We start from the raw sequence: 25,085 nt of genomic DNA, 5'->3' as shown, positions 1-25,085 counted from the left end.
CCCCTTCGCTTCATTTCTCACTATTCAATTAAAAACCATGACTTTCAGCTAACCACTGATCGTCACGGTTTCTTATATAATCTTAATTTTTACCGAATAAATCGACATCGTCCAGAATTAGTCAGCAAGCTTTCGATACAATGCGACCATCTCAATCGCTAATTCCCGTGTTGCGATACCGGTCATCACATGATCTTGGGCATGCACCATATAAATATCAATCGGAACATTTTCACCTTGAGCGGCCTGAGTTAACATTTCAGTTTGGGCGTCATGTGCCAATTTATCTTCTGCCATCGATTGAGATAAAAATTCATCTGCAGCTTCAAAATCACCTTCACGGGCAGCCTTAATTGCTTGCAGTGCATAACCTTTTATTGAACCACCATGCATGATTAACCCCATCACGGTTGACATTCGCGTCTCATCTTGCATCGGATGACTAGCTAATGCCAATTGTGCTTGAATTTCAGCCACTTTCTCTGTCAACTGCTCAATCGTAGTTGCCATATTACCCTCCATTTTGTCTCGTCAAAACGTCAAAATTTACACCATCAATTTCTCAGCAGCCTGCAGCACATTTGCGCCTTTCATCATGCCGTAATCCATCATATTAATGACATCCATCGGAATACCAGCAGCGTCTGTTTTCGCCTTAATTTCATCTTTCATATACCCTACTTGAGGGCCAAGCAAAAGCACATCAGGCTTGTGATTTGCAATTTGATCATCAATGTCTGACGTTGATTTAGCAAAAATCTCATAGTCTTTACCATTCTCTTTTGCTGCTTCTTCCATTCTTTGAACCAACATTGACGTTGACATACCTGCTGAGCACGCTAACATAATTATTTTTTCTGCCATTTGATTTCTCCATTTCTGATTTGTGTCCAATATTATAATTTAATTGTAATGATAATCTCATTAAATTGCAAGCGCTTACATCAATGTGAGTGATTATCATTCTTCAACTCTTTTATTGTATTCAAAAACTATGAAAAAAAAGGCGAGGAATGATGACCATCCTCGCCTAATTTATTGAATATTTTGTAAAAATAATTATTTAAAGTAACTTAAAATTTGATCTAAAGCATTTGCGTCGAAAATAACTTGACCATGCTCAGCTAATACCTCTGCTGCAACTGGCGTTAACTTGCCAAATTCTCGGACAATGGCTGTAATATTTTTAATTTCATCAATGTCGTACGTATCATCAAAAATAAATTCCAAATAATACGAATTTTCATAGGAAATCAAGCGGCTTGCAGCTGCAATATTTAACGCTTGTGCCAATAAAATCAAGCCCTCAAAATCATCAAATTTAAAAATGATTTCGTTTGGAATCACGCTTTGTTTTCCAGCAGCCTCCGAAACAATTTTATCATTTTGGGTCTTATCATTCCCAATCGGCTTTTTCGTTCGTCGTGATGTATCACTGTCCAATAACTGTGACAGCAATTCCTCTGACACATCATCATTGACTTCTTTATCGGTCTGATCACCTAAAATGTTATTAATTAAATTCGTTGGTATCTGATCTTCAGAAATATTCTTTGAAATGAACATTTCTAGGCCATTCCGATTTGGCAAAACCTGAAATGTCACAGCATCATTTTGTTCAAAATCATGGTCAATATCAACTTCTTCTAAAATGCTGTAGAAGAACTTTTCAATTGCCTCTTGATTGCCCAATAATTCTACAATCGAAATACTACGTTCAGTTAAATCGTCATTGGTAACCAAGACCCTTATGGTATCCTCATTAATACGTTCCATTTCCATAAGTGCTGCCTCCTTTAAACCAATCTACTTCATCTATCTATCCTCTATTATATACAAAAAGACATTAAAAAAACAGACGAATGGTCATGCGTACACTTGTTGACCTTTGCAACTGTCCTAAATTCAATAACTTCCCGCATTATCTGCGTTTCATGTCACGCCAATAAAGTCAATCGTGCTAATTCGGCTTGGCGTACTTTTCGAGGTAAGAAACAGCGAATTTCGTCCTCATTGTATCCAACTTGTAAACACTTGTCATCTACTAACAGTGGTCGTTTGATTAATGCTGGATATTGTTGAATCAAATCAATCATTTCATTCAACGTTAAATCATCCAAGCGAGTCTTCATATCACTAAATAATTTTGACCGTACAGAAATAATTTCTTCAGTACCACCTTCTGTCAAACTCAAAATGTGTTTTATCTCTTCACGAGACATCGGGTGCTTCATCATGTTTCGCTCAATGTACGGAATATCATGCATTTCCAACCACGCTTTTGCTTTTCGGCAAGAGGTGCAACTTGGTGAAGTAAATAATGTGACCATAATCGGCCTCCTTATCAATCTAAAATACTTATTTACATCCCATTTCTCTTTGATGTCATTATAACTATTAATTTGTGAATATTTTATCATTATTTTTATGAATAAACAATTAAATTATGAGTATTTTCAAAGCTTTTCACATCTATTAATACATCTTAGTCAATGACAGTTCAAATTAGTTGCTGCCTACGCTTCTAAGAACGCCTGAACCGCTTCTGGTGAATCCATTAATTCAACGTGAATCAAACCACGCTTTAATTGTAATTCCACCTCATTAGTCAATCGTGTTGCACGCTTCTTTGCTAATTTATCAGATTTTTTCATTATGATGCCTACCTTCTTTTATATTACAAACATTATATCATTGATGATGTATGTCTTGATGCCCTTTTTCAAGTTCAATCAAACTGGCCAACAATTCATTAGTTCTAATTTGTTCTTGATGCAAACGTTTTGTTTCAATTAATGTGGCATTATAGCCAAATTTCTCAGTGGGATTTCGAGCTAAAAACGTATTTAAAATCCGGATAAAGAAGAAAACTGAAGCAGCGATTAAAAGCATCGTGATAAACGACTTACTAAAATCTCCAAAAGGAATCACAGATGCGTCCATTGTATTTTTTTGAATCCAAATTTTAAAAAATGTATACACGCCTCCAAGCAGTTCAACAAAATTTTGTACAAAGCTAGAAAAGGCATTTCCGACAACCACACCAATTGCAAAGCCCGTCACTTTATCTCCAGTTAGAAATGACCTGAATTCACCAGCAATTTGGCTATCCATCACTGTATCACTCAATGTATTAACTGCACCTACACTGTCTAACAGTTGATCAGGTAATACTGACTTAATTTTTTTTCGATTAATCATGGCGTCCTCCACATTAATTTTAATTTTCATGTCTTAATAATTCGTTTTTCCATTTTTCGCCATAGCGGTAACGCCCCGTTCCGCCTGCTTTCGGTACTATACGGTGACATGGAATCATAATCGTTAACGGATTCTTTCCAACTGCTGTTGCAACGGCTCGGATCGCATTCGGCTTTTTAATTGCGAATGCCACATCTTGATATGTTATTGTTGTACCTACTTTGACTGACATTAAAAATTGCCAAACTGTTCGCTGAAATGGTGTCCCCTGAAGAAAATCAAAAGCCACATATGAGAAATCTACCTCTCGATTTTGCGCATAGCCTAAAAAATTTATCATGGCGTCTACGGATCCTGGTTGGAGGTCTAATGCTGGATAAAACAGGTGAAACTCTTCAACCGCATTTTCTGCCAAACTAACAAAAACCAGTTTTGAATCAGATTGAAACAAGGTAATCTGTCCTTGAAAAAATGGCTGTGTCTCGTAATAGACCATATTTATAACTGCTCCGGATTGAGATCTAATAAATCAACATCCAACGGAATATGCGTTTTCTGATTGGTCGGTTGATTCTTTTTTATTTGATAAGCCTTTCGACGTTTTGAATTTGCAATCACATCTTGTTCAGAGCGATAATTTAATTTGGTCCAATTTACCAAAATCGATTCAATATAGCGCAAATTCAAAGCCTGATTTAGAACTGCCTCTTTAATTGCTGCTCGAATTAATACTGGTAAAAAGTGATCAACATCAAACCAATTAATGACTGTTTCCAATTCTGTTGGTGACAATTGACGACCAAACTCACGCTCAATTAATTCAAATATTTCCGAACGCTTGGGCTCATCACTGAATACGGTGACTGGATTTTGATCCACGCGATCCTGCGCTCGGGTTGCGTTATCACTTGGTAATTTTAACAATAGGTCATAAAGCGGTTGAAAGTCGAGCGTCGTGACCAAGCGCTGTTGTTCGTCATGCTTATTTTCAAAAACCACTAATTTTTTAGCCCGCATCGATTCAATAATTGAAAATACTTTTCGTGCATCAGTTCCCATAAAATGAGCAATTTTTTCCGTACTTGGTTCATAAAATCCGCGATCTAACATCGCTTTAATTTGTATATACACCAACAATTCTTCATCAGACAAACCAAGTTCTCGATAATGCTGTAACAGCATAATGCTGATATCAACCATGCCCACATTTAAAAATTTTTTGATTTGTGAATTTTCAACCATTATTTTTTCCTCTGATTTAAAAATGTATCAGTTTCCTTTTTTATTGGTAACCTTTTCCCTTTAATTTTGACCATTACTTTGAAACGGTAATTTCACTCATCCTGCTTAATTAATAGCCTAGGCGCCCACCATGTACTTCTGTCACATTGGTCGTCACAATAAATGCATTCTCATCAATATCGTGAATCTGCCGTAACATATGGGCATAATTTGAACTATCAACCATCACCATTAACATCGTTTTATTATCATCAGTATAACCACCCCGAACGTCATATACGGTCATACTAATATTTTCAGCTAGCAACATTGCCTGAATATCATCTAATTTGTGATTGCTCATAATTTGAACCTGACGTTTCAAATCTAGTCCAGTTTCAATATATCGCATGATAATTGATGTAACAACCAAAGAAAACGCAGCAAGGAAAAATGCATTGGTACCTGAAACGAACAAATTAAAAAAGGTCACCAGCATGTCAATCCCAAGTAATGATAGTGCAGAATTAATCTTGAAATATTTTTTTAAGATCATCGGCGGTACTGTCGTTCCACCACTTGATGCCTCTAATCGATAAAGAATGGCAATGCCCGCTGCAAAGACAGCACCACCAATGATAACCGCTAAAATCGCGTCATCAACTAGCTGAAAACTTGGCGTAATATATAATAATATCGGCAATAAAAAACTACCAAAAGCAATGTTACGCACCGTATTACGGTCTAAAAAGATAGCTGCTAACCCAATCATTGCAATATTAATGATTAACACCGTTAGAGCACGATTGAACCCAAAAGCCGCATCTAATAAAATCGCGATACCCGTGGCACCACCAGCTGCAACATTAATCGGTGCATAAAAAAAATTGATTGAAAATGCTATCATTTCTAAAGCAACAATCAAGGCCAAAATACGAAACCAACTCTGTTGTGTTAATCTTTTTTGCATTTTTTGTCCTCAGTTCATTCATAGTTATAATTTTAGTATACCTGAAAACATGCTAACTCGACGATCTTAATCAAAGAACATAACAAAAACTCACAAGTTGGACTTCTCCAATTTGTGAGTTTCAGTTCAAGTTCAGCAGTAACGCCAACCTATTTTCTCAATTAACCAATTAATTCAATTCACCTAAACGTTGGAAACCACCCTCGGCAATTTCTTTTAGCGTTGCAGCTGAAGCTTGCATCTTAGCCAATTCATCAGCAGACAACTGTGTCTCGATGACATTTTCAATACCATCAGCCCCGATAATAGCAGGTGTTCCGATATAAATATCGTTCAATCCGTATTGACCAGACATCCATGCCCCAACTGGCAAAACTGACTTTTCATCACGTAAGATGGCCCGTGTGATACGTGCCAATGCTGTTGCAACACCATAAAATGTTGCACCCTTACGTTCAATAATAGCGTAGGCCTTATGAACAACAGCGTCCAAAATTTCCTCTAAGTCCGCATCAGTCACACCAGCTTCAGCTGCCCAGTCCTTCAAGGGACGACCAGCGATTGTTGCCTCATCAAAATTAGCAAATTCTGAATCACCGTGTTCTCCCAAAATATAGGCATGAACTGAACGTGGATCAACGTTGAACTTCTTCCCCAAAGACACACGCAAACGAGAAGTATCCAATGATGTCCCTGAACCGATGACGCGATTCTTAGGGAACCCTGAAAACTTTTGAACAGCTAATGTCAAAATATCAACTGGGTTTGCTGCAACCAAGAAGATACCATCAAAACCAGCCTCAACAATTGGACTCACAACGGCTTTGATAATTTTTAGGTTTTTATCAACCAAATCGAGACGAGTTTCACCTGGCTTTTGTGGTGCACCAGCTGTAATCACGACAAGATCAGCATCACGAGCGTCTTCATATGAACCAGAATAGACATTCTTATTAAACGCCCAACCAGCAGCGTCCTCCAAGTCCATGGCATCGCCAACAGTACGTTCCTTCGCAATATCAACAATGACCAATTCTTCGGCCAATCCTTGTTGCATCAAAGCAAAAGCATATGATGATCCAACAGCCCCATCACCGACAAGAACTACTTTTTGATGGTTCTTAGACATAATAAATCCTCCACTATTCTTTAAAAAACTGACAATATTCCAAAACTAAAGTATGAACGTTTTGTGATTTTTTGTCAAAGTTTGTATGAACACTCAACGTCGGATAATCTACAACTTTTCACACTGTAATTTAATAAAACAAGCGTTATTTAATCTAAACAAATAAGTCCAATGCTTCAAATTTCGATGATTTTCTAATGAAAAATTATTGGTAATGAAATAAGTAACATGTCGTATATATAATGCAATGAAAACGGAATTAAAATATTCTTTGTTCGAATATATAGCCCCGTAATAAAGAAGCGCAAGGCGCCAATCATTAGCATCATTTGCCAAATGTGCCAACTATATGCTTCAAAGTGCGCCAAACCAAACAAAATCATTGAAAATAGCAAGCCAAGGTAAATACTTAAATCTCGGTTCATTTTATATGTTTGAAAAAATAACGCTGTAAAACCAATAAACACTGGAATTGCAAATAATTCCTCACTAAACAGGCCAAAAAAATTATTTATGCCCTCAATGATGATTGAATGATTACCAACGGACTGTTCAACAGCCAAGTTGTTAGCCATCGGCAAGTGAAAGAAGGTCATCACATGACCAATTAAAATATTATAGATAAAAATACTAATAAACGTTAACAACCAAATTAAAAAATTCCCTGTTAATCGGCCTTTAAACAATTCATTTATCTGCCGACCTAGGATTAACCATAAGCTACCTGTCAACGCTAGAAATGGTGACAAACTATAAGTTATGAAATTCATAAATTCATTTGTGATTGGAAACTGAAAACTCAGGTAAACCAAAGCCATAAAGATGACAGTTGGTACCACAATTAATAATAATGCTGTTTTGGTACTAATTGAATTATCAATAATTGGCAGTTCTGTCTGGCCTTTCTGTTTTTCAAAAAAAGTCATAGTAATCCTTCCCCCAATACATTTTAATAGTCTCATTTTATCATTTCACTTACTTTTAGTACATTTAAAATTAATTATACATCGAAATATATTTCAAACGCATAGTGTATTCATGTTCATCACAAAGCAATATTCATTATTGATTACCGGAAATTATTGATAAATTCAGGTCATTGACGTCCTCACCCTCATTTACAAAACAAGAAAATTAACGTTCAGATTCCAAAAGGCTGCCGTTATACGGCCATTCCACATATAAACTTAATTGTACTGAGTCGCTTGCAAATATTCAGATAAAAAACATAAACGATTATTATTTAAATAATATAATTTAATATCTTTAACCATCTTGTGCAAAAATGGTGCGAATTTTTAATGAATTATCACGAAAGAAAACGAATTATAATGCATAATAAAAAGCCGTCTATCGTTGGTATATAGCCAACGACAGCGACTTAACAATGTTTTACGGACGCAAACGATTCATAGTACGTGGGAATGTATAAACGCTATTATAAAGCCTTTTTGACGATTTTTGGTGCAAAATTGGTGCAAAAGGTCTAACTTAATAACAATATTTTTCAAGACCAGCATCGAATAACGTCGTCATTCTGCCTTAAACGGTGTTTTTATTTTTTCAAGGTCATCAACAGTAGCCAAGTTGCACTGACAGGTCAAAACATACTACGATAATTCAGATGATTCTATTATTATTTCACAATCATCTTATCTTAATTTTATTCATTATCTAATAGCCAAGCGTTCTAAGATTAAGTAAATAATAATAAGCTATAACAAATAGTAATAATACTATTTGTTATAGCTTATTTTTAAACACATATGAATTAATTGACATCTAATTTTGAGAATTTGTTTCTCTCAGATCTGCATTTTCAAGATATTGAATCATATTTATCGTTGGTAACGTTACTGCCTCAAATTCTGATATCGCAGTAACTTGGGCTACAATGGTTCTTAAATAGGGAAATAAAATAGCCAGAGCATTTGCTCTAAATGCTTTAAACCCAATTCCATCTGAATCCTCTGAGTCCACATAATCAAATTCACCTTGTATAAGTACATTGTACTTAAAGGGGAAGTCGTTCGTATTGTTTGTACCTAACTTCACACTCATATGAGTACCATTAATTGAAAAATCATGTCCAATATTAAACTCATAATTTTGATCGTCTTTGACAAATTTTTCTTTCGCTTCAAAATTCATCCTCAAAACTTTAAAACCATTAAATTTAAATGCTGCCATTATGCTGCAACCTGCTCCTGTTTGTCTATTTCTACGAATCCAAATGTAACTTCTTCATGATTCCAATTAACTATATTAGGCACTTCAGAAGCGACATGCATCTCAAAATCTTCCACATCTTCAACTCTGTGTAGCTCAACTTTTACATCATCCGAAAATAAAAGTTCATTAAACAAATCAACCTGTTGAAATTCGGATTTCTTAATTTCAAAAAAATCTTTTAAAATTACATCAAGAATTTGTGAATTTTCAAAATCTTTTAATTGATCTTCTGTAATTCTAGGGGCCTTTACCTTTGAAATTGTCATAATTGCCTCCTCATAAATTCAAATCATTATCTAAATCTAGATTAACTTTATGATATCATAATTTCATTTAGCTGTGTTGTTTTAATAACGCCGCTATTTTTTATAACTACGACCGTTGAGTTTGGAATCTGTCCACCATGCGAATTTGTCTCATAGCTTTCTATATCTTCCCACCTATCTTTAACCAAATAATCGGCTAAACTACTTAAATCAGCATACTCCCAGTAAACATCTAATAATATTCCGTCTATGTTATGTCTATTAGCCACACTTGTCCCCACATTGTCTTTTTCCAATTGAGCAACTCTCTTATCAATTACTTCTCTTAGAGCTTTTTTTGCTTCAACAAGTTTATCAAGTTCTTCTTGGTCATTCAGGTTCCAAACCCTTGATTCGTCAACATCAGGTATTTCTATTTTAATTATACAATTTTCGCTATATCGTCTGTATTTTTTAGCATACATTTTAGCAGCATTTTCCGCACTTTGCTCATATTTATCATTATCTAAAAATGTATATACCCCACGTCCAAGATCTCCTGGCCATTTCGTATTTCCAGGCATGGTAAACCCATTTTTTAATATGGAAGCCTTTTTACTCAATTCTGTTCCATGATATAGTTCCCAATCCATACTGCTACCCCTGACATCGAATACAAAACAACTAATTATATACGCATATTTGTCAAACAGTCAACATAACTATAGTCTTTAAATTTTATTTAATCATTTTATTATCGCCCAACGAATATTATTCATCTCAATTTGATGATTCCCGACAAATATATCAGTCTCGCCATACCCCTTAACAACGCCATGAATTAACTGTGGTACAAACTCATCTTGCCTTACACGTTCCTGTATGGCTACCATACGCCCCTTTGAGTATGCATCGAATAACACCTCACCAATCTCAACCATACTCATCTCTGGCATCCACCCCTGTTCGTACGCTTGTTTACGTGCAAGTCTATTTTTCTCAGCATCTTCCGTATGGTCAGATAAATAATAACCTTGCCATTTAACCATTCCCCGCTCTTTATAGTCATTTTCAAAAAAACGTTTTGCTCTTATTAATGTTTCTTGATTGATTGTTTCTTGATTCATTACGTATCTCCTTTTATTAGGTTTAACTTAATATAGTATAGTTTAAAACCAATATTTTTCAAGCCAAAATAAAAAAGCCCACTCAATAGAATTAACTACCGGGTGGGCTTAATTATTAATTTACATACGCAGACTTCAACCAGACTGGCTCGCCGTCAATACTTAGTTTCACATATGCTCCGCTACGTTCTAACACTTGATAGTTACCATTCAATGTAAAGAATTCAACCACGCCGTTATTACCATGAATTGATTGGTCTGATAACCGATTACCAAATCGATCAGTCATCGTAATTGGTGTAGCTGGAATATAGTTATTATAGTCAATCGGTGCAACTGACATATCGTTATTCACACCATACCATCGACCTTGCCATACTTGCCAACTGTCTAATACATAAACGTTTGAGAACGATGCAGTAGCGTTGCCATCGTCCAGAATTTCAACGTCTTTAACGTTTACCCATGAGTAAATATCATCAAGCAATACACGGTTGCCATCGCGTTGAATTACCTTGTGCGCTACTCCCTTAATGTAGTCTGGAATCAATTCACCAGTAGCATAATGACTAGCGCCAAAGTTTACCTTCACAGTTGTGCCAACATCAATTTTCTTTTTACTGGTATCATCAGCGCCTTGTCCTGCGTCAATAGCAGGGGTATCCGTATCGGGTTTACCCTTTGTATAACCATTATCAGTAACCCCTGTTAAATCAACGTTACCATCTAATCCACCAGCAATATATGTTGATGTAAATTGGAACACTTGCACGTTTTTGAAGGATGGGAAGTAGTTATAATTTGGCTCTGGTGTGACTTCATAATTTGGATATTCTGCAAGCCACAGTCCGTAACTATCAGCGATACGATTCAAATCAGTGTTATTGACCAAGAAATTTTTATATCCATACAATAATGGTGTATATCCAGCATCTTTAATGCGTTGCAGAGCATACAGAATTGTATCTGTATTTTGCCAGCCAGATTCAACGTCAAGCGCTACAATCGAACCCTTAGGTGTTTGAACCTTTGGTAAAAAGTAATTTAGCACATAATCAGCTGTGCCGTTATCCGTCACATTCTGCCACCAAATATAAGTGTGTGCTCGCTTGCCTTGTGCAATACTTGACTGCACTTGTGTCTTATACGTTGATTGGTCATATATTGCACCTGTGTAGCCCCCAATCTGCGAGATTGAGAATTTATCGTGTGCATAACCAAACTTACCATAGTCACCTTGATATACAGCCCAATCAACGCCATGGTCTCCAACGGCCGCACTAACTGGTGCTGTGAACCCGAAAATAAAAAGGGCTGCAAGCAGTCCCTTGAAAAATTTATTGATTTTCATTCTATTATCCTTTCTTGCTTTGCAACTTATCAAGCTCACTTTTGAGCATGGTATTTTCAACTTTTAATTCAGCATTCTCTCGTGTTAATTTCATCACGTCCTGAATCAATTTATCGACCTTTTTATTCAAATCACGAATGCGTTGGTCATTATTCAATTCATTTGTTTTTTGACGGCCAATCAGGTAATTAATGACGATTGTGAATACACCACCAATACCAGTAACGACCGCCAATAAAACTTCCGTACTTACATTCATTCTGTTTCTCCGTTATCTGGCACACCAGCGTCCCACACAGCTGGATTAGTCACTAGATAGTGCCCAACATAGAAAGTTCCTTTAGTATTATTACCTCGTGCAATAATATGTCCATCCCCTTGTAACGACAATATCCCTGTGAATGTCCCCCCTGAACTTTGTTCAATTGAAATAGCCGATATACCGCTGAGCCATTCTGGTTTCATGAGCGGAATATTTTCAGCACCCATAATATCGTATCTGTCCCCGATATCATACTTAGACGCTGGCGTGTAGACATTAACCATATTCCCGACACGATTGAAATAGAAATCCACAGCGAATGTCTTAACTACAAATTTCTTAGAATATGCATCGACATTAATCAATTGCCAGATGCCATCTACATTAGATGGGAATGAATCTGTAGATTTGTGCGTCTTCAACGCTTTGAACATAGGATTATCCAGTTTACCAGTTTCTAGAGTTCCCATTGTTCCGAATGTAATCAGATCACCGCTTTCATATTCAATGTTCGGCTGCCACACTTTAACGTTCGCAGGTTTTGAAAATACATCAATCAGACTTGTTTTTTCTTGTACAAATGTCACGGCTGACGTTGTCGATGTGATCGTTCCCAAGATGAAATTGTTAATCATTTCATCATTGTTCAAGTCACCCGAAATAATGTTTGTTACAAATTCAACTTCAACCTGATTATTAGTGACAACATAGTCATAATTACCCGGTGTCCCAGTTGATTCATTCTCTTTTGTTAAATCAATAGTGATTGATAGATAACCACTCACGTTTGCTGGAATCGAAATTGCCTCCGGTTCAGTAATTCTAACCATCCGTCCCTGAATTAATGCTAAGCCAGTTCCTACAGTCAAATTCAAACCGGTCGATGTCACAGACATTTCATCCCCGAAGCCTTTCAGAATGTGTGATTGATCACCTGCTAACGAATCGTACAAAGTTGCATCCGCTTTTGCAGTTACTTTTGCTCTATCAAATTGATACCCTTCAATTGTCATTATTCATCCTCCAATAAATCAGATAGTGACGAACGCACATTACCAAACATAAACGTGGTGAATGCATTGTCGCTTTTCATAGTCCAACCAGTAAGTACCGATTGATAAATTGTGTTGTCATACGTAATTGTGGCCAACGCCCCAATCGAATTAAAATCAGCAAACTGCACTAGCTTTGATTCGTTTCGGATTGAAACGTTAATCTCATGTGCATACGTTGATGCCTTTAATTCACTTTCAGCTATCTCTTGATAACTTGGAATTTCACCTGTTTCATCATCCTTATAACTTTCATAGATAACGCCTTTTGATAGAACAGGCACGCGCACATTGTCATCGATTGACTGCGTTAAATCACCGCCACGCGTTAAATACCAACTTGAAAGAATTTTCGGTACCGTTGGTGTACTATCAATCGAATAGATGATTAAATTATTCGTACCAGTATCAGCAGGGCTAACAGATACATCCCAATCAACAAAATCAATTGAATTATTCTTTAAAGCTAGATTTTTGGTTGATTTCGATAATCGACCAGAAATACCGTTTGAACTCAATTGAAATGTCAAAATGTTTCTGTATTTTTTGAACATATGAGTAAAATAACTCAGCATGTTTTTTACTTTTACGGCATCTTCTTGCTGGTATGACCATGCTGAAGCATCACCATCAACTTCTATTTCAGAAACCGCACCAAGTGGCTGATTTTTTGAATTGTTGTTCTTAATCAAGGCTGCTAGATGCGCGTTAATATCCTTACCTGATCCCGGGCGCATGATAATGTCGTAATTTAACCCTGTTTGCATCAACCCAGTCTTTACTTGACCATTCTCAAACGCATTAATAATACCGATATAGATTACATCAGCGGTATGCAATCGCTTTGCAATAATAAATTGACCTTCAACAATTGGTCCGTTATCTAGCAATTCGAATGTCGATTGTTCTGATGATATATAGTCATTGTTAATCTCCCAATTGTATGAAGTAGTCACGTGTACGGTATCAAAATTTCCATCACTGGATAATACCCAGATTCCTAGTGGTGTACTCATTAGACCACCAGCCTTTCTTCACGGTACGTATACTCAACCTTGGCGCTGCCAACATCAAAAATCAGTGTGCTTTCACCCTTTGGAATATTAACGAAGTTAGATTTCGTATAATCTTGTGCCGAATACACATTTGACACAGTTCCATCGATTCCAATAAGCTCAACTCGTTCATTCTGCGGGACGGATGAAACCACTAACGTGTCACCTGCTGGAATATCAATAAAATACCTGTCACTAAACAATAATTCACTATTTACATGCAATTCCCATGCTGGATTAGTAACTGGACCATGAATAATTACAGTCAGTGGACTTCCAGTTGATGCACCTAAATAAACACTTTCATTCTTGATATGGAAATATTTATTGTCAGTGCTTGCCGCTGGCTCTTCATACACATAATCGTATGCATAGAATCCAGTATTATTCTCTGACGAATTATTGATATAAATCTTTCCATCGCCATCTTGATCAGAATAAATGACACTATTCCCGCTCATTTCTCGATACCAAGGCGTTAATGATTCGAATGTGATTTCTTCATCTATCACATTCCATTCGTTAATTTCACTTTTCGTCAATTCCTTAAAATTCACATCCTTCAAAAAAACACCTGCATCAGTTTGATACTCAATCTGAAGCGGTGTTAAATCTAAATATTTAATGAAATTAGAGTAATCTTGATATGCATTACCACCATTAGCGCCAAATAGTACGTTAAATTTGATTGATGTTTGGTCTGCACCGATGCCTATACCAACGAAATTAGCATTGGCACCATAATATTCATTGCTCATCGACAAGCCAAGTCCAGTGGGATTATAAGCGAACGAATTTAAATCATTCAACTGTTTTCTTTCACCCAGCGAATTAATTAAATTAAATTGTCTAATCATCGTCTGAATACCCTCCTTACCATTGCTCGCTCAATATCACGTGCAATATCTTGACCGTTTGCATTATTAGCAGTTACATTGATGTTCAATGACGTACGAGCACCCATATTATTAGTAACCTCTGGAACGCCCATTGATTTAACAGCAAACAATCCGTGCGCATTGATTGCACCCGAACCATTAACGCCATCCATACCTAGATTTAATGATCCAGCCGACTTACCTAATATCTTATCGATAACTTTACCAACTACACCACCAACTGATTTAATAGCATTCGAGACAGCATTAGAAATTGCACTACCCAAACCAGACAAACCATTAACAATACTGTCAATAATCTTACCGCCCCATGTAGAAACCGTCCCAATGATGTCATCCCATACGCCAGAAATATATCCGCCAATTTTGCCAAACGTGCTAGTAATTGCGTTCCAAACACCTGATACAGCATTTTTAACAGAATTCACAATACCATTCCATGCACTTGATACACCATTGGCAATTCCGTTCCATACGCCCGATATAAAATTACCAATCGCACCGAAAACGTTTGAAATTGTTGATGAAATTGAATCAACGGCCCCTTTAATGAAATTAACAATTCCATTCCAAACACTAGATATGACATTACTAATTGTAGTGACAACACTTGTGATAGTGGAAACTAGTCCATTCCACCCATCAGAAACAAATTGAACAATACCGTTAATTACCGTCTGAATAACGTTTAATATGCCATGCCAAACATTACTGATGAAATCACCAATTGATTGAAATACGTTTTTAACTCCGTCAATAAATGACTGAATTGCGGGTAATGCGGTGTTGGTAAACCAATCAACAACACTCTGTATAGCATTCTTTATTGCATCCCATACTGCTTTTACAATCTGTTGACCTGTTTTTGTTTGAGTGAAAAAATAAACCAATCCAGCGACTAACGCTGCAATCGCAATAATAATCAAACTTATGGGATTGGCATCCATAACAATATTGAATGCTGTTTGGACTGCTGTCGCTATTTTTACAGCGGCTTGCCAAACTTTGATCGCAGTGGTCCACAATTTAAATCCAGCAACAATGATAGCAATTCCAGCAGCCAACGGTTTTAACCAATCACTATTTTTCTTTACAAAATCTACAACTCCTTTGATTGCGTCCTGAATAGCTTTAAATGCATTTTTAATGTTGTCAGAACCCACCGCTTCAATTATGCCTGCAATTGTTTTAACAATCTCAGTTTTAACGTTCTGCATTGTCGTCTTGATTCCACCAGAACTATCCTGCGCAGATTTTGCAAGAGATTGCATACCTGCTCCGCCCTGTTGGTCTAAGTTAGTAAATGATTTGTTAAAATCCTCAATGGAAACACTGCCATCACTCAAGCCACTTTTTAAGTCTGCCATTGACATCCCCATTGATTCAGCAACCTTATTCATCAACCCTGGCATTGATTCATTCATACTATTAAAGTTTTCTGCTTCAACTTTTCCAGCTGAAAGACTTTGCTGATATGCTCTTGAAAATTGGTCCACAGCTTCGCTACTGCCTTGAGCAAATACCATCGCAGCATCATTTGTTGCTTGAAACAAATCAACAGATTGGTCTAGATTTCCAGTTGCTCCAACATACCCTTGAACCGCTGAAACAGCTTGATCCATAGTCGTTGGCAGTCCTTCAATAGACTTTGCCATTTTTTCGGTAGCACCTTTAGCATCAGTAGCACTAAATCCAAAATTTTGAAGTACCTTAGGAAATGCATCCATTGTATCAACACGTGAAATTGCTGCATCAAGACTTCCAGACACAGCATCCATTCCTTTTTGCGCAATTTTAGCTGCACCACCTGCCACAGCACCCCAACTAAACTTTTCTTTCAATCCATCAGACTTATTGCCTGAATCAGTGGTTGCATTCCCAACATCTTTGACGGATGCTTTGAGTTCATCAGCTTCTACTTCTGCCAAACTAATGTTTCTTGCATACTCTTTCCACTCTGCTGAATTTACATCCTGATTACCAAGTTGAGACTGCTCTTTTCGCAATGCCTCGACTTTGCTGCCGGCTAATTCAACTTGTTTTGCTAGCAGTTGTTGTTTATTTGCCAATAAATCCGTATTAGTTGGATCTAATTTAAGTTTCCGATTAACAATATCCAATTCAGATGCCACATCACTGGCTTCTTGTTGAATTGTCAACAATCCACCGGGTTGTAATCCAGAAATAGTTTTATTAGTAGACGCTATTGCTCGATTAACAATTTGCATCTGCGCTTCAGTCTGTCCGATTTGAGTTTGCAATTTCTGCCACTCAGCTGTACCTACCTGTTCTTTTCCCAATGCTGCTTGTTCGTTTTTCAACTCTTGAACCTTTAAAGCACCTACACGAGCTTGCTCTTGTAGATTCTCTAATTTCTTTGTTGCTGTATCTATGTTTCCTGGGTCAAGTTTAGATTGCTTATTTAACGACTGATAATCTTTTTTCAACGTGGTCATTGCTTTATTAATTCCCTTTATGGAATTATCGAACTCGACAGTATTCGCTCCAAACTTGACGTACAGGCCTTGAAATTCTTGTGCCATAAATTCCTCCTTTCTATATGTAAAAAAGACACACGATATGTGTGTCTCTTCGTCAAACAATATTCGCATTGACTTCCGCGCTAGAAATCTTTTTTGGCTTTCTACTTTCTTCATCCTCGTTTACCACATCAAGAATATTTAATAAATAATTCAGATGTTGATTTTCTGCCCATTCAACAGATATAGATGACAAAATAACAGCCCGATATATTTCAAGCGCATTTATTTTTTTGACGCTGACTTAGTTGTTTTTTTCTTTGATGTTTGATGCTGCGATAGCATCTGAAATACCTCAATAAACATCTCAACATTGACTAATGACATAAGCCACATACTATTCTCTGCTTCATCCGCCGTCACTTCACTTTGAACTAATACACCATCCTTGGTCTCAGCAAATAGTACTGGCAACAATTCAATCAAAAACGTATTGATTTTTTCGTCTGAAAGTAATGGTAGGATTTGCATCATCTGTTCTTGTGATACTTCTTCCGCATTAACTTTTTCGAATCCTGTAAAATATTCCGACATCGCTTGAAGTGCCTGATTATAATCAGAAAAGAATCGCCGCCCAGTACGCTGTTCATATAATTTCAACGTTCGTAACGTATACACGAAACGAACCGTCTCTTTTCGCTCAACTTCATTCTCGTTTCCTCTATCATCGACCGCAATATCTAAAAATGTAACGATTTTTTTAAGCATCAATTAGCCCTCCGCTGGCGTTTCTGGATCACTTGGAATCTTTGTGTCTGGTAATATAACCTGTTGATATGCCAAATCGAACAATGCCGCGTTCTTTTCATCCTTTGTGATTGTCATCACTGTGACGGCCTTACCATCGCCATCAATTACAGCTGGATTTGGTGACGCAGTCACAGGAATTTCGAATTCTTTTGGTTCAGCACTATCCTCATCTGTAGCTGTTTCTGCTGTTGGTGCAGACGCTTTAACGTTGTAATAGATAGTTAATTGTTCCGTCTCTCCACCGAACTGGTCTGTGATTGTTTCAACGAATTGCCATACAAAGTTTCCAAATGTTCCAGTGTCAATAAGTCCACCGTTTTCAGTTTCCTTATAACCCATGTGATCAATTGCAAATTGACGTGGGAATTGGTACGCCTTAATTGATCCCTCTACCGCTTTTGCACCTGTTAAACGGATATGCTCTAAATTGTCAGCGTAGTATGGATTAGAATCTTGCGTAGTTTCAAAACTATTAGCTCGTAATCCAGTAAAAATTTTAGGGGTCCCAAATTGTGTCTCACCAGCTGAATCATTTGTAATTTTCGCAAAGGCTCCCCATGAATTACCATGCGTTGCAGTTCGCTTGTCATATTTCTTGGTTGTAGCTACATCATTTGCCATGTGTAAATCTCCTATTCTGGTTTAATAATAATTTTGTTTAAGTCGTTTAAGTACTTAGCCTTAGCCCTGTTATATGCTGGCCTAATATGCTCTCTTGGTGACATAACACCAGTGTTTTTACCTGATTTTGTAGTACGCTTTGCTGTACCAAATTCAAGCAAGTGCGTTAATGTGGCATCCTTACCATTGTTATAAATGGCTACTGTCTTACCACCATTAATCAACTGTGAAGTCCACCCAGCTTTATAGCGTCCAGTAGTTCCTGTTGGTGAATTATTGGCAATATCCGCAGCCGCGTCTTTACCAGTTTTTTCAAGAACTTCTTTGATGCCACTTGTAAGGTCAATTTTCAAATCATAAACATCAATTGAACCTGATCCCATTACCATTCACCCCCCGTAAATATCTCAACACGATAATGAGTTGCATAATAATCAGAATTTATATCCTTTATATCGAATGCAGCAGGCTCAACATTGAAATTATCGACCATTAACTGGCTGATATTATCAAGCTTTCGCTTGTGATAATGGCTAACCTGTAACAATGCTTTCCTGATATGCACTTGGTCATCAGCATAAACGGTTGCATTAGGACTAAGTCGAAAATAGACGATGAAATTATCAGGACTATCATCAGACTCTCTGTCTAAATAATTAGCTTCTGCATGCAAAGCATTCTGACTTAGAATTTTTTGCACTTCTGCACGTGTAAAATACTTTTTCATAAGCACCTCACATCAACTCGCCAAGTTCAAGTACTGCAAAGTGAGAAGTAATATCTGGTACAAGTGATCTAATCTTGTACTTTGATTTTTTCCACTCGACATAATCAGCGTTCATTGATACATCCTCACGGATAACAAAACGTGCCGAAATTGGCATACCGTCTTTTAAGGCTGTATCACGGCGTGTTTGAAATACATTCTCTTGTTCAGCTTTCACTCGCTTTGAAGTGAATTCTTTTTCCCAAACACCGGGCTCAACTTCAACCATCTCTGAGTAGAAAATCCTTACTGATGTTCGCGTTGATTTCATGATTGCCCCCGATCATATTTGATTTTCAATTGATAAAGTGAATCTTCCATATCTGATTCAATCCATTGCTTTGTTGCAGCCGGTCCATTCATTAATGACCTATCAAAACGTTGCAATACAAATAAATTAAGCCACGATAAAACAGTTTGATAATCATCTTTAACTGCATCCCATGGCTCAGTATCTAAATCAATCTTAGTAATTGGGATAGCATTATTTTTCAAGTAATTAATTCCGCTATTTGCATGCTGTAGTAATTGACTATCAAAAATATCTTCGTCCGAATCCATTTCAAGAAGTTCTTTCAAATCGTTTAATACGGTCATCATTCCTCCTTTATGGGCTTCTCACCCCATTTGAATGTGTTTAGCCATTGTCGCTTAATACGTTCGCTATTCGGCATCTACTGGCTCAATAAAAGGCCCCAATGTACCGTCTGCAAGTTCATATTCTGAACTTGTCAAATCAGCAATTCGAGCCTTTGTTTTCTTACCTGTATATTTGTCACCGGGATAGTAGATTTTTCCATCTAACTTATCCTTGAATGCCGTTAATACGTTGTAAACCATATTATTCACCTATTAACCTTCTGCGGGGTCAGATTCTTCTTGCTTTTGAGTATTCTTAGTACCACCGCCAGCTGCTGCCTTAGCTAACAATACGGCACCTGACTTTGGCTTCACCAATGCTCCACCTGAGTAGATTTCTTGCAAGTACTCATGCTTATTCTTGGCCAAAATAAAGTTATCGTAAGAATCAATCGTGCTATCTCCGACAATCTTATATGCGTCCCCCACATATTCAACTACCATAGGTGCACCGTCAGTACCTTCTTCGAACCAATCAGGTGTGAAGATAGCCTTAACACCCAATAATGCAGCAAAGTCTGTACCAACTGGATATGCCAAATTACCATTAGCATCAAGAGTAGTCTTCATTGATGCCAAAGTACGACGATTCATAACCAAATAGCGAGAACCTTCTGCTGTGATTTCAGCATCAAGATTAATTAAATCGACAAGCAATGCTGCATCTGTACGCGTCATCTTAGCTGTGTAAGCCGCGTCTGCATCAACCACCGCTTCGTATGATGTAACCTTATCATCAGCATCTTTTAATCGGCCATCACCGATAATAGCTGCACGTTCCAATTCCATCACAATACGTTGTGGCAATTCTTGCAAAACATACTTAATAATTGCACCAGTATCTTGATTCTCACGTAATGTTTCGCGATCAAGTGTGATGTACTTGTAAATGTATTGCGCACGAATTGTCTTGTCAGACAACGTAATGACTTGCTCTTGCTTGTCTTTTCCACGCTTGTGTCCATTAGCACGTCCGGTCTCGTCTGTAACCGTGTTATAAGCCTCACGGTAAACAGTAAGCCCTGTCTTTGACAAAGTAGCGAACAATGAACCTGAATTCTCAAATGCATCAGAAATTGCCGTTACAACAGCTTGTGGCAAAATTGATTCTGGATTAGTAATACCCTTGGTAGCAAGATTCTTTTCCCATGCCTTTGCCACGTCTTCTTTATCAGCCCCTGCATTCTTGGCGATAATATTAGCGAAGTCTTCCATTGCAGCCTTAGACTTCAAATAGTCTTTGGCTGGTGTAATAGTCTTATTCTTATCTTCGGCCATCTTTTGTTTCCCTTTCATAGCTAATGATTTCATTTCTTCCTCAACCGTTTCAGCTTCGGAATCAACATCTTGCAATTCTGTTTTTGCTGCTTCCAAGGCAGTATTCACTGTTTCTTGGTCCTTTTCGATTTGTGCGATTTGGTCCTCAGCAGTTGCTTCCTTAACCTTGATTTTCATGCCATCTAATTGCTTTTCATATCCTGCAATATCAGACATTAATGATGTTTGCTTTTCGCGTAATTCTAATAGTGACTTTTTCATGTTATTCTCCTTTAATTAAAAACGTGCCAGTGCTTCTGACTTACGCTTTTCAAGACGTAATGCTGCTAGCTCTTTCCTGTCTTCTGCATCAAGTGACTTTACTTCTTCAATCACAGCCATTTCATTTGCTGGAATGGTCACAACTGAACCCTCATAGACATCTGCTTGTTTAATCTCCCAGCCACCATATGGACGTTCAGCATCGATTGGATCATAGCCTTTAATGGCCATACCAACAGACATTGAATCAAGTGCGCCCATATCAAGTAGCTCTTTGACTCGATTAGCTTCTGGATCATTAAGATTCAAAGTGCCTTCAACTTTCAAACCGTGGTCATCGCTCGATAATTCGAGTTTCCCAATTACTTTATTGCGGTCATGATTGAATAGCATCGGTACAATTGAATGCTTTTTGATACTGTCATCAAACGCACCCTTGTTAATGACATCTCCATCACGATCAGCATTGCCATAAGTGGATAAGTAACCCTTAAAATGAAAGGCTGCATCACGCTCTTCAGGTGACACAGCCTTAACCATCATTCCTTTATTTCGTAAACCTGCCATCTTATTCCTCCTTTCCAGAATGCAGTGCCTCAATCGGTATCGCATTCTTATTAGTCTCAAATGTATCGCCGCCTTCGTAAGCCCCATAACCAAACATTTCACGGATTTCATTTGAGTTGAAGTTACCAGAATACTTTTGCCTAAACGCAAAATCATTCAAGTCCTTCAAACTTGCAATATCGAACATATCAATATAGACAAGCACTTTTTGTCCTTGCCTACGTGCTGTTTTAGTAAATATCTTTCGATTAATCTCTTCTGAAATTACCCGGGTATAAACTTTAACAACACTCTGATAATATGCTCGATACTGTTCTTCGTTATAATCAGCTGTAAAAAGTTTTTCGTTAATGCCGAAAGCGTTATAGAGTTGAGATTTTAAGAACTCCAATTCATCAGCACTAGCAGTTCCACCATACGTCTGTGATAATTCTTGAAATTCTTCACCCTTTTCAAGATACGAAACACCACCATCTTTACCCGTGTCATAGAATGCGGTTAATCGTTTATTCATTCTATCTTCGATGTCATCAGTTGCCGCTCGTGTTGGTAAATGGAGTAAACCACGAATGCCTGAATTATCATTCAACTTACTTGATAATGCATGTAAATTGTCGTCAATCAACTTAGTAATTTCGCCTAATTGTGCACTGATATTTTGCTTAGGATTTTCAAATATCCAAATATCAGCAATATTTACCACCTTACTAATTTCATCAACCACAATATTTACCGTACCATCTGGATTGAAATTAGCATTGCCTTGCACTCGTTGCAATTTAACAAGCGTTCCTTTTTCATAGACTGGAACTACAATAGACACTTGATTTTGTAGCATATCTCGAATAACATTCGACCAAAAGACAAACGGCGCTTCATATTCATTTGGCGATAACGTCAATACATTAGATAGGTCACTAAATTCAAACCATTCCATGTTATCTGCTGCATTCGAGTTCCGTGTCACTCTGATGTGCTTAAACTTCATCATCGCCACATCAGTAGCAATTTTGTTGTAGATATTATCAAGATAGATTGAATTACGTTGCCAATAACTACGACGTCTATGCACCTCATACATTGACCTATGATTAATCCCTAGCCCAGAACCCCGTATCCGTTCTAAGAAGTCCGTAAAATATCCCATGCTAATCACCTCCATTAGCTGTAGTAGTATTCAAGATCGTCTTTGTTTTTCTCATACGTGATGAAAGCAATCAACTGTGACATAAATACGTCAATCTTGTTCTTCGCTTTCTCTTTGTTTGGAAAAATATTGCCAGCACCATCAACTCGTACCACCACATTCAAGTGATTCCAAGTAGCTACTGGGTCATCAAAGACAATCTTTTCATTACCGATTAGCTGCTTATAAATTTTCATGGGTTGACTGAGTGTCTTAGTGGTCATCGAAACGTTATGTGTGATCTCGCCATAGCTATCATTGAACATACCGTGTAATTCAGCTGCATTCCAATCATCATATCCAACGGCCATTGGTAGAATGTTATGTTCACTCATATAACGCTGAATATCGTCAAAAATAAACGATTGTTTGTTAAACGCTTCTTCATGCAAAATTAAGTAACCCTGTTGCTCCCATTCAAAATACTTATCACGCTGTTCCTTTGGCAATTTCTCGACATTGGTACGTGGCATATATTTCCGATTCACAAATTGAAATGCATCCCCATCTTTAATCATGAATGACACCGAGCTAATATCATTGACTGCCGACAAATCAATGCCAATAATCGCTAACGCTGGCGAACCATCTTCACCATCAAATAACTCAGGTTTAAATTTATCCCTGTTACCCTTTGTTTCCTCATTTACGAAGTACGCTAGATAATTATTCACTGGTAGATTAAACGTCTTAGCCATTAGCTCAGCCTGCTGTGAAGGGTCATTTCGTGACATCTCAATGTCTGCTGCAATTGTTTCTTTTTCAGTTGTGATTCCCAACAGTGGCATTGATTTTTGCCACATTTTCGAATCGTGAATCTCTTCAGGATTATCCAATTGATAAATAAAAGGCATGACCGAATCGTTATCAGTCTTGCCTTCTAAAATATCCATCCAAATTTTGAAATACCTATCAAATAATCGTTCACGCTTTGTTCCGTTTGTTGATAAATACCATGTCTGCCAATTTTTACGCTTCTTTGCCGAACCGTCATTGACAACCTTGATGAAATCATCATCATAGGTGTGCACCTCATCAAATATATTAAAGTGTGCATTAGTTCCATCCAGTGATTCATAGTCCGATGTCTTAATGTTCATCAATGAGTTTGTTGGCTCATATAGAATACCTTGCTTTGTTGATCGTAGTGAACCAGATAACACCATCATATGCAGTAAGCTATTTTCATTAGATGTCATTGCACGGCTAGCATTGTACAAGAAACCAGCTTGTTCACGATTATATGCCAGCAGCTGCACGTCAGCACCATACTCACCATCCATTATTTGACCAACCATAGCAATTGCACTGCCTAGTGTTGTTTTACCTGAACCACGAGCCATAATTACTGGTATCTCATGAATCAATCGGCGTTCTTCAACTGTTTGATATTCTTCCATCGTTTCAGGATTAACTTTTGTCACTTCTGCATCATGATAGAACCCCCAAGCGACTTCAAGCCAAACTTTTTGCGGTAATGCTAGTTTTAATTTGCCATTACCACCTTTTGTCTGGCTGGTTTCATTCTCGATGAACTTTATTCGCCTATCAACTTCATTTTGCTTGAACTTATACTGCTCTTTAAACCGTTCAACACGTTTAATAGCTAGTTTCACTGCTCTTCCAACGACTATATCGCCCTTTTCAATCAGTTCAACATACTTATCGAAATATCGCATGACTTTGCGCCTCCTTTCTTTGCTTTTTTACATGGTCAAAATAGCCAAAATACA

32 protein-coding genes are annotated in these 25,085 nt (G+C 37.4%); all 32 read right to left on the bottom strand.

What is annotated here, in order from left to right:
• Nucleotides 1-117: 117 nt before the first annotated feature.
• The 32 genes from H9L19_RS06945 to H9L19_RS06790 all read right to left on the bottom strand — a co-directional run bounded on the left by H9L19_RS06945 (nucleotide 118) and on the right by H9L19_RS06790 (nucleotide 25,031).
• Entirely contained in the window at nucleotides 118-510 is a 393-nt protein-coding gene (locus H9L19_RS06945; protein WP_420832608.1) for a PTS lactose/cellobiose transporter subunit IIA, read from the bottom strand.
• Between the two features lie 36 nt (nucleotides 511-546).
• A complete protein-coding gene (locus tag H9L19_RS06940) occupies nucleotides 547-864 on the bottom strand; it encodes a PTS sugar transporter subunit IIB (RefSeq protein ID WP_187528938.1) in 318 nt (105 codons plus the stop codon).
• 195 nt (nucleotides 865-1,059) lie between these two features.
• A complete protein-coding gene (locus H9L19_RS06935; RefSeq protein ID WP_187528937.1) occupies nucleotides 1,060-1,782 on the bottom strand; it encodes an adaptor protein MecA in 723 nt (240 codons plus the stop codon).
• Nucleotides 1,783-1,937: 155 nt separating this feature from the next.
• Nucleotides 1,938-2,330, bottom strand: coding sequence for a transcriptional regulator Spx (gene spx, locus H9L19_RS06930; protein WP_187528936.1), 393 nt, complete (start codon nucleotides 2,328-2,330; stop codon nucleotides 1,938-1,940).
• A gap of 186 nt (nucleotides 2,331-2,516) precedes the next feature.
• Nucleotides 2,517-2,654: a hypothetical protein gene (locus H9L19_RS06925; RefSeq protein ID WP_187528935.1), complete on the bottom strand. Its 138-nt coding sequence runs from the start codon at nucleotides 2,652-2,654 to the stop codon at nucleotides 2,517-2,519.
• 37 nt (nucleotides 2,655-2,691) lie between these two features.
• Nucleotides 2,692-3,231: an MscL family protein gene (locus H9L19_RS06920; protein WP_243198159.1), complete on the bottom strand. Its 540-nt coding sequence runs from the start codon at nucleotides 3,229-3,231 to the stop codon at nucleotides 2,692-2,694.
• Nucleotides 3,221-3,697, bottom strand: coding sequence for a methylated-DNA--[protein]-cysteine S-methyltransferase (locus H9L19_RS06915; RefSeq protein WP_187528934.1), 477 nt, complete (start codon nucleotides 3,695-3,697; stop codon nucleotides 3,221-3,223). Before H9L19_RS06915 ends, H9L19_RS06920 begins: the two co-directional genes overlap by 11 nt.
• Nucleotides 3,698-3,699: 2 nt before the next feature.
• Nucleotides 3,700-4,443, bottom strand: coding sequence for a DnaD domain-containing protein (locus H9L19_RS06910; protein WP_187528933.1), 744 nt, complete (start codon nucleotides 4,441-4,443; stop codon nucleotides 3,700-3,702).
• Between the two features lie 109 nt (nucleotides 4,444-4,552).
• Entirely contained in the window at nucleotides 4,553-5,392 is an 840-nt protein-coding gene (locus tag H9L19_RS06905; RefSeq protein WP_187528932.1) for a YitT family protein, read from the bottom strand.
• A 169-nt stretch (nucleotides 5,393-5,561) separates the two neighbouring features.
• Nucleotides 5,562-6,521 (bottom strand): L-lactate dehydrogenase, encoded by a 960-nt coding sequence (locus H9L19_RS06900; RefSeq protein ID WP_187528931.1) that lies wholly within the window; start codon nucleotides 6,519-6,521, stop codon nucleotides 5,562-5,564.
• Nucleotides 6,522-6,715: 194 nt separating this feature from the next.
• Complete coding sequence (locus H9L19_RS06895; protein ID WP_187528930.1) at nucleotides 6,716-7,447, bottom strand: CPBP family glutamic-type intramembrane protease; 732 nt, start codon at nucleotides 7,445-7,447, stop codon at nucleotides 6,716-6,718.
• An 856-nt stretch (nucleotides 7,448-8,303) separates the two neighbouring features.
• Nucleotides 8,304-8,711, bottom strand: a complete 408-nt coding sequence (locus tag H9L19_RS06890) for a protein-export chaperone SecB (protein ID WP_187528929.1) — start codon at nucleotides 8,709-8,711, stop codon at nucleotides 8,304-8,306.
• Nucleotides 8,711-9,019 (bottom strand): hypothetical protein, encoded by a 309-nt coding sequence (locus H9L19_RS06885; protein WP_187528928.1) that lies wholly within the window; start codon nucleotides 9,017-9,019, stop codon nucleotides 8,711-8,713. Before H9L19_RS06885 ends, H9L19_RS06890 begins: the two co-directional genes overlap by 1 nt.
• A 47-nt stretch (nucleotides 9,020-9,066) precedes the next feature.
• The gene (locus H9L19_RS06880) at nucleotides 9,067-9,651 is read right to left on the bottom strand and encodes a hypothetical protein (RefSeq protein WP_187528927.1); all 585 of its coding nucleotides are present in this window, start codon (nucleotides 9,649-9,651) and stop codon (nucleotides 9,067-9,069) included.
• Between the two features lie 93 nt (nucleotides 9,652-9,744).
• Entirely contained in the window at nucleotides 9,745-10,125 is a 381-nt protein-coding gene (locus H9L19_RS06875; RefSeq protein ID WP_187528926.1) for a hypothetical protein, read from the bottom strand.
• Nucleotides 10,126-10,240: 115 nt separating this feature from the next.
• Nucleotides 10,241-11,476 carry a GH25 family lysozyme gene (locus H9L19_RS06870; RefSeq protein WP_187528925.1) on the bottom strand — a complete coding sequence of 412 codons (1,236 nt, stop codon included), beginning with the start codon at nucleotides 11,474-11,476 and terminating at the stop codon, nucleotides 10,241-10,243.
• Between the two features lie 4 nt (nucleotides 11,477-11,480).
• Nucleotides 11,481-11,735, bottom strand: a complete 255-nt coding sequence (locus H9L19_RS06865) for a hypothetical protein (RefSeq protein WP_187528924.1) — start codon at nucleotides 11,733-11,735, stop codon at nucleotides 11,481-11,483.
• Nucleotides 11,732-12,751 carry a hypothetical protein gene (locus H9L19_RS06860; RefSeq protein ID WP_187528923.1) on the bottom strand — a complete coding sequence of 340 codons (1,020 nt, stop codon included), beginning with the start codon at nucleotides 12,749-12,751 and terminating at the stop codon, nucleotides 11,732-11,734. The genes H9L19_RS06865 and H9L19_RS06860 overlap by 4 nt, the downstream gene beginning before the upstream one ends.
• Nucleotides 12,751-13,806 (bottom strand): hypothetical protein, encoded by a 1,056-nt coding sequence (locus H9L19_RS06855; protein WP_187528922.1) that lies wholly within the window; start codon nucleotides 13,804-13,806, stop codon nucleotides 12,751-12,753. The genes H9L19_RS06860 and H9L19_RS06855 overlap by 1 nt, the downstream gene beginning before the upstream one ends.
• Nucleotides 13,806-14,702, bottom strand: coding sequence for a phage distal tail protein domain-containing protein (locus tag H9L19_RS06850; protein WP_187528921.1), 897 nt, complete (start codon nucleotides 14,700-14,702; stop codon nucleotides 13,806-13,808). The genes H9L19_RS06855 and H9L19_RS06850 overlap by 1 nt, the downstream gene beginning before the upstream one ends.
• On the bottom strand, nucleotides 14,699-17,287 hold the full coding sequence (locus H9L19_RS06845; RefSeq protein WP_187528920.1) for a tape measure protein: 2,589 nt from the start codon (nucleotides 17,285-17,287) through the stop codon (nucleotides 14,699-14,701). The genes H9L19_RS06850 and H9L19_RS06845 overlap by 4 nt, the downstream gene beginning before the upstream one ends.
• Before the next feature lie 222 nt (nucleotides 17,288-17,509).
• Nucleotides 17,510-17,992, bottom strand: coding sequence for a hypothetical protein (locus H9L19_RS06840; RefSeq protein ID WP_187528919.1), 483 nt, complete (start codon nucleotides 17,990-17,992; stop codon nucleotides 17,510-17,512).
• Between the two features lie 3 nt (nucleotides 17,993-17,995).
• Entirely contained in the window at nucleotides 17,996-18,655 is a 660-nt protein-coding gene (locus H9L19_RS06835) for a major tail protein (RefSeq protein WP_187528918.1), read from the bottom strand.
• Nucleotides 18,656-18,666: 11 nt separating this feature from the next.
• Nucleotides 18,667-19,044, bottom strand: a complete 378-nt coding sequence (locus H9L19_RS06830) for an HK97 gp10 family phage protein (RefSeq protein WP_187528917.1) — start codon at nucleotides 19,042-19,044, stop codon at nucleotides 18,667-18,669.
• The gene (locus H9L19_RS06825; protein WP_187528916.1) at nucleotides 19,038-19,382 is read right to left on the bottom strand and encodes a hypothetical protein; all 345 of its coding nucleotides are present in this window, start codon (nucleotides 19,380-19,382) and stop codon (nucleotides 19,038-19,040) included. The genes H9L19_RS06830 and H9L19_RS06825 overlap by 7 nt, the downstream gene beginning before the upstream one ends.
• 7 nt (nucleotides 19,383-19,389) lie before the next feature.
• Nucleotides 19,390-19,692, bottom strand: a complete 303-nt coding sequence (locus tag H9L19_RS06820; RefSeq protein ID WP_187528915.1) for a phage head-tail adapter protein — start codon at nucleotides 19,690-19,692, stop codon at nucleotides 19,390-19,392.
• The gene (locus tag H9L19_RS06815) at nucleotides 19,689-20,021 is read right to left on the bottom strand and encodes a phage head-tail connector protein (RefSeq protein ID WP_243198158.1); all 333 of its coding nucleotides are present in this window, start codon (nucleotides 20,019-20,021) and stop codon (nucleotides 19,689-19,691) included. Before H9L19_RS06815 ends, H9L19_RS06820 begins: the two co-directional genes overlap by 4 nt.
• Nucleotides 20,022-20,084: 63 nt before the next feature.
• The gene (locus tag H9L19_RS06810) at nucleotides 20,085-20,261 is read right to left on the bottom strand and encodes a hypothetical protein (RefSeq protein WP_187528914.1); all 177 of its coding nucleotides are present in this window, start codon (nucleotides 20,259-20,261) and stop codon (nucleotides 20,085-20,087) included.
• A 12-nt stretch (nucleotides 20,262-20,273) separates the two neighbouring features.
• Nucleotides 20,274-21,599: a phage major capsid family protein gene (locus H9L19_RS06805; protein WP_187528913.1), complete on the bottom strand. Its 1,326-nt coding sequence runs from the start codon at nucleotides 21,597-21,599 to the stop codon at nucleotides 20,274-20,276.
• A gap of 15 nt (nucleotides 21,600-21,614) precedes the next feature.
• The gene (locus H9L19_RS06800; protein WP_243198157.1) at nucleotides 21,615-22,166 is read right to left on the bottom strand and encodes an HK97 family phage prohead protease; all 552 of its coding nucleotides are present in this window, start codon (nucleotides 22,164-22,166) and stop codon (nucleotides 21,615-21,617) included.
• 1 nt (nucleotide 22,167) lies between these two features.
• A complete protein-coding gene (locus tag H9L19_RS06795) occupies nucleotides 22,168-23,313 on the bottom strand; it encodes a phage portal protein (protein WP_243198155.1) in 1,146 nt (381 codons plus the stop codon).
• Nucleotides 23,314-23,327: 14 nt separating this feature from the next.
• Nucleotides 23,328-25,031 carry a terminase TerL endonuclease subunit gene (locus tag H9L19_RS06790; protein WP_187528912.1) on the bottom strand — a complete coding sequence of 568 codons (1,704 nt, stop codon included), beginning with the start codon at nucleotides 25,029-25,031 and terminating at the stop codon, nucleotides 23,328-23,330.
• Nucleotides 25,032-25,085 lie beyond the last annotated feature (54 nt).

This window comes from Weissella diestrammenae, assembly GCF_014397255.1.
Lineage (GTDB): Bacteria > Bacillota > Bacilli > Lactobacillales > Lactobacillaceae > Weissella > Weissella diestrammenae.
This window is presented reverse-complemented; position numbering and strand designations above follow the sequence as displayed.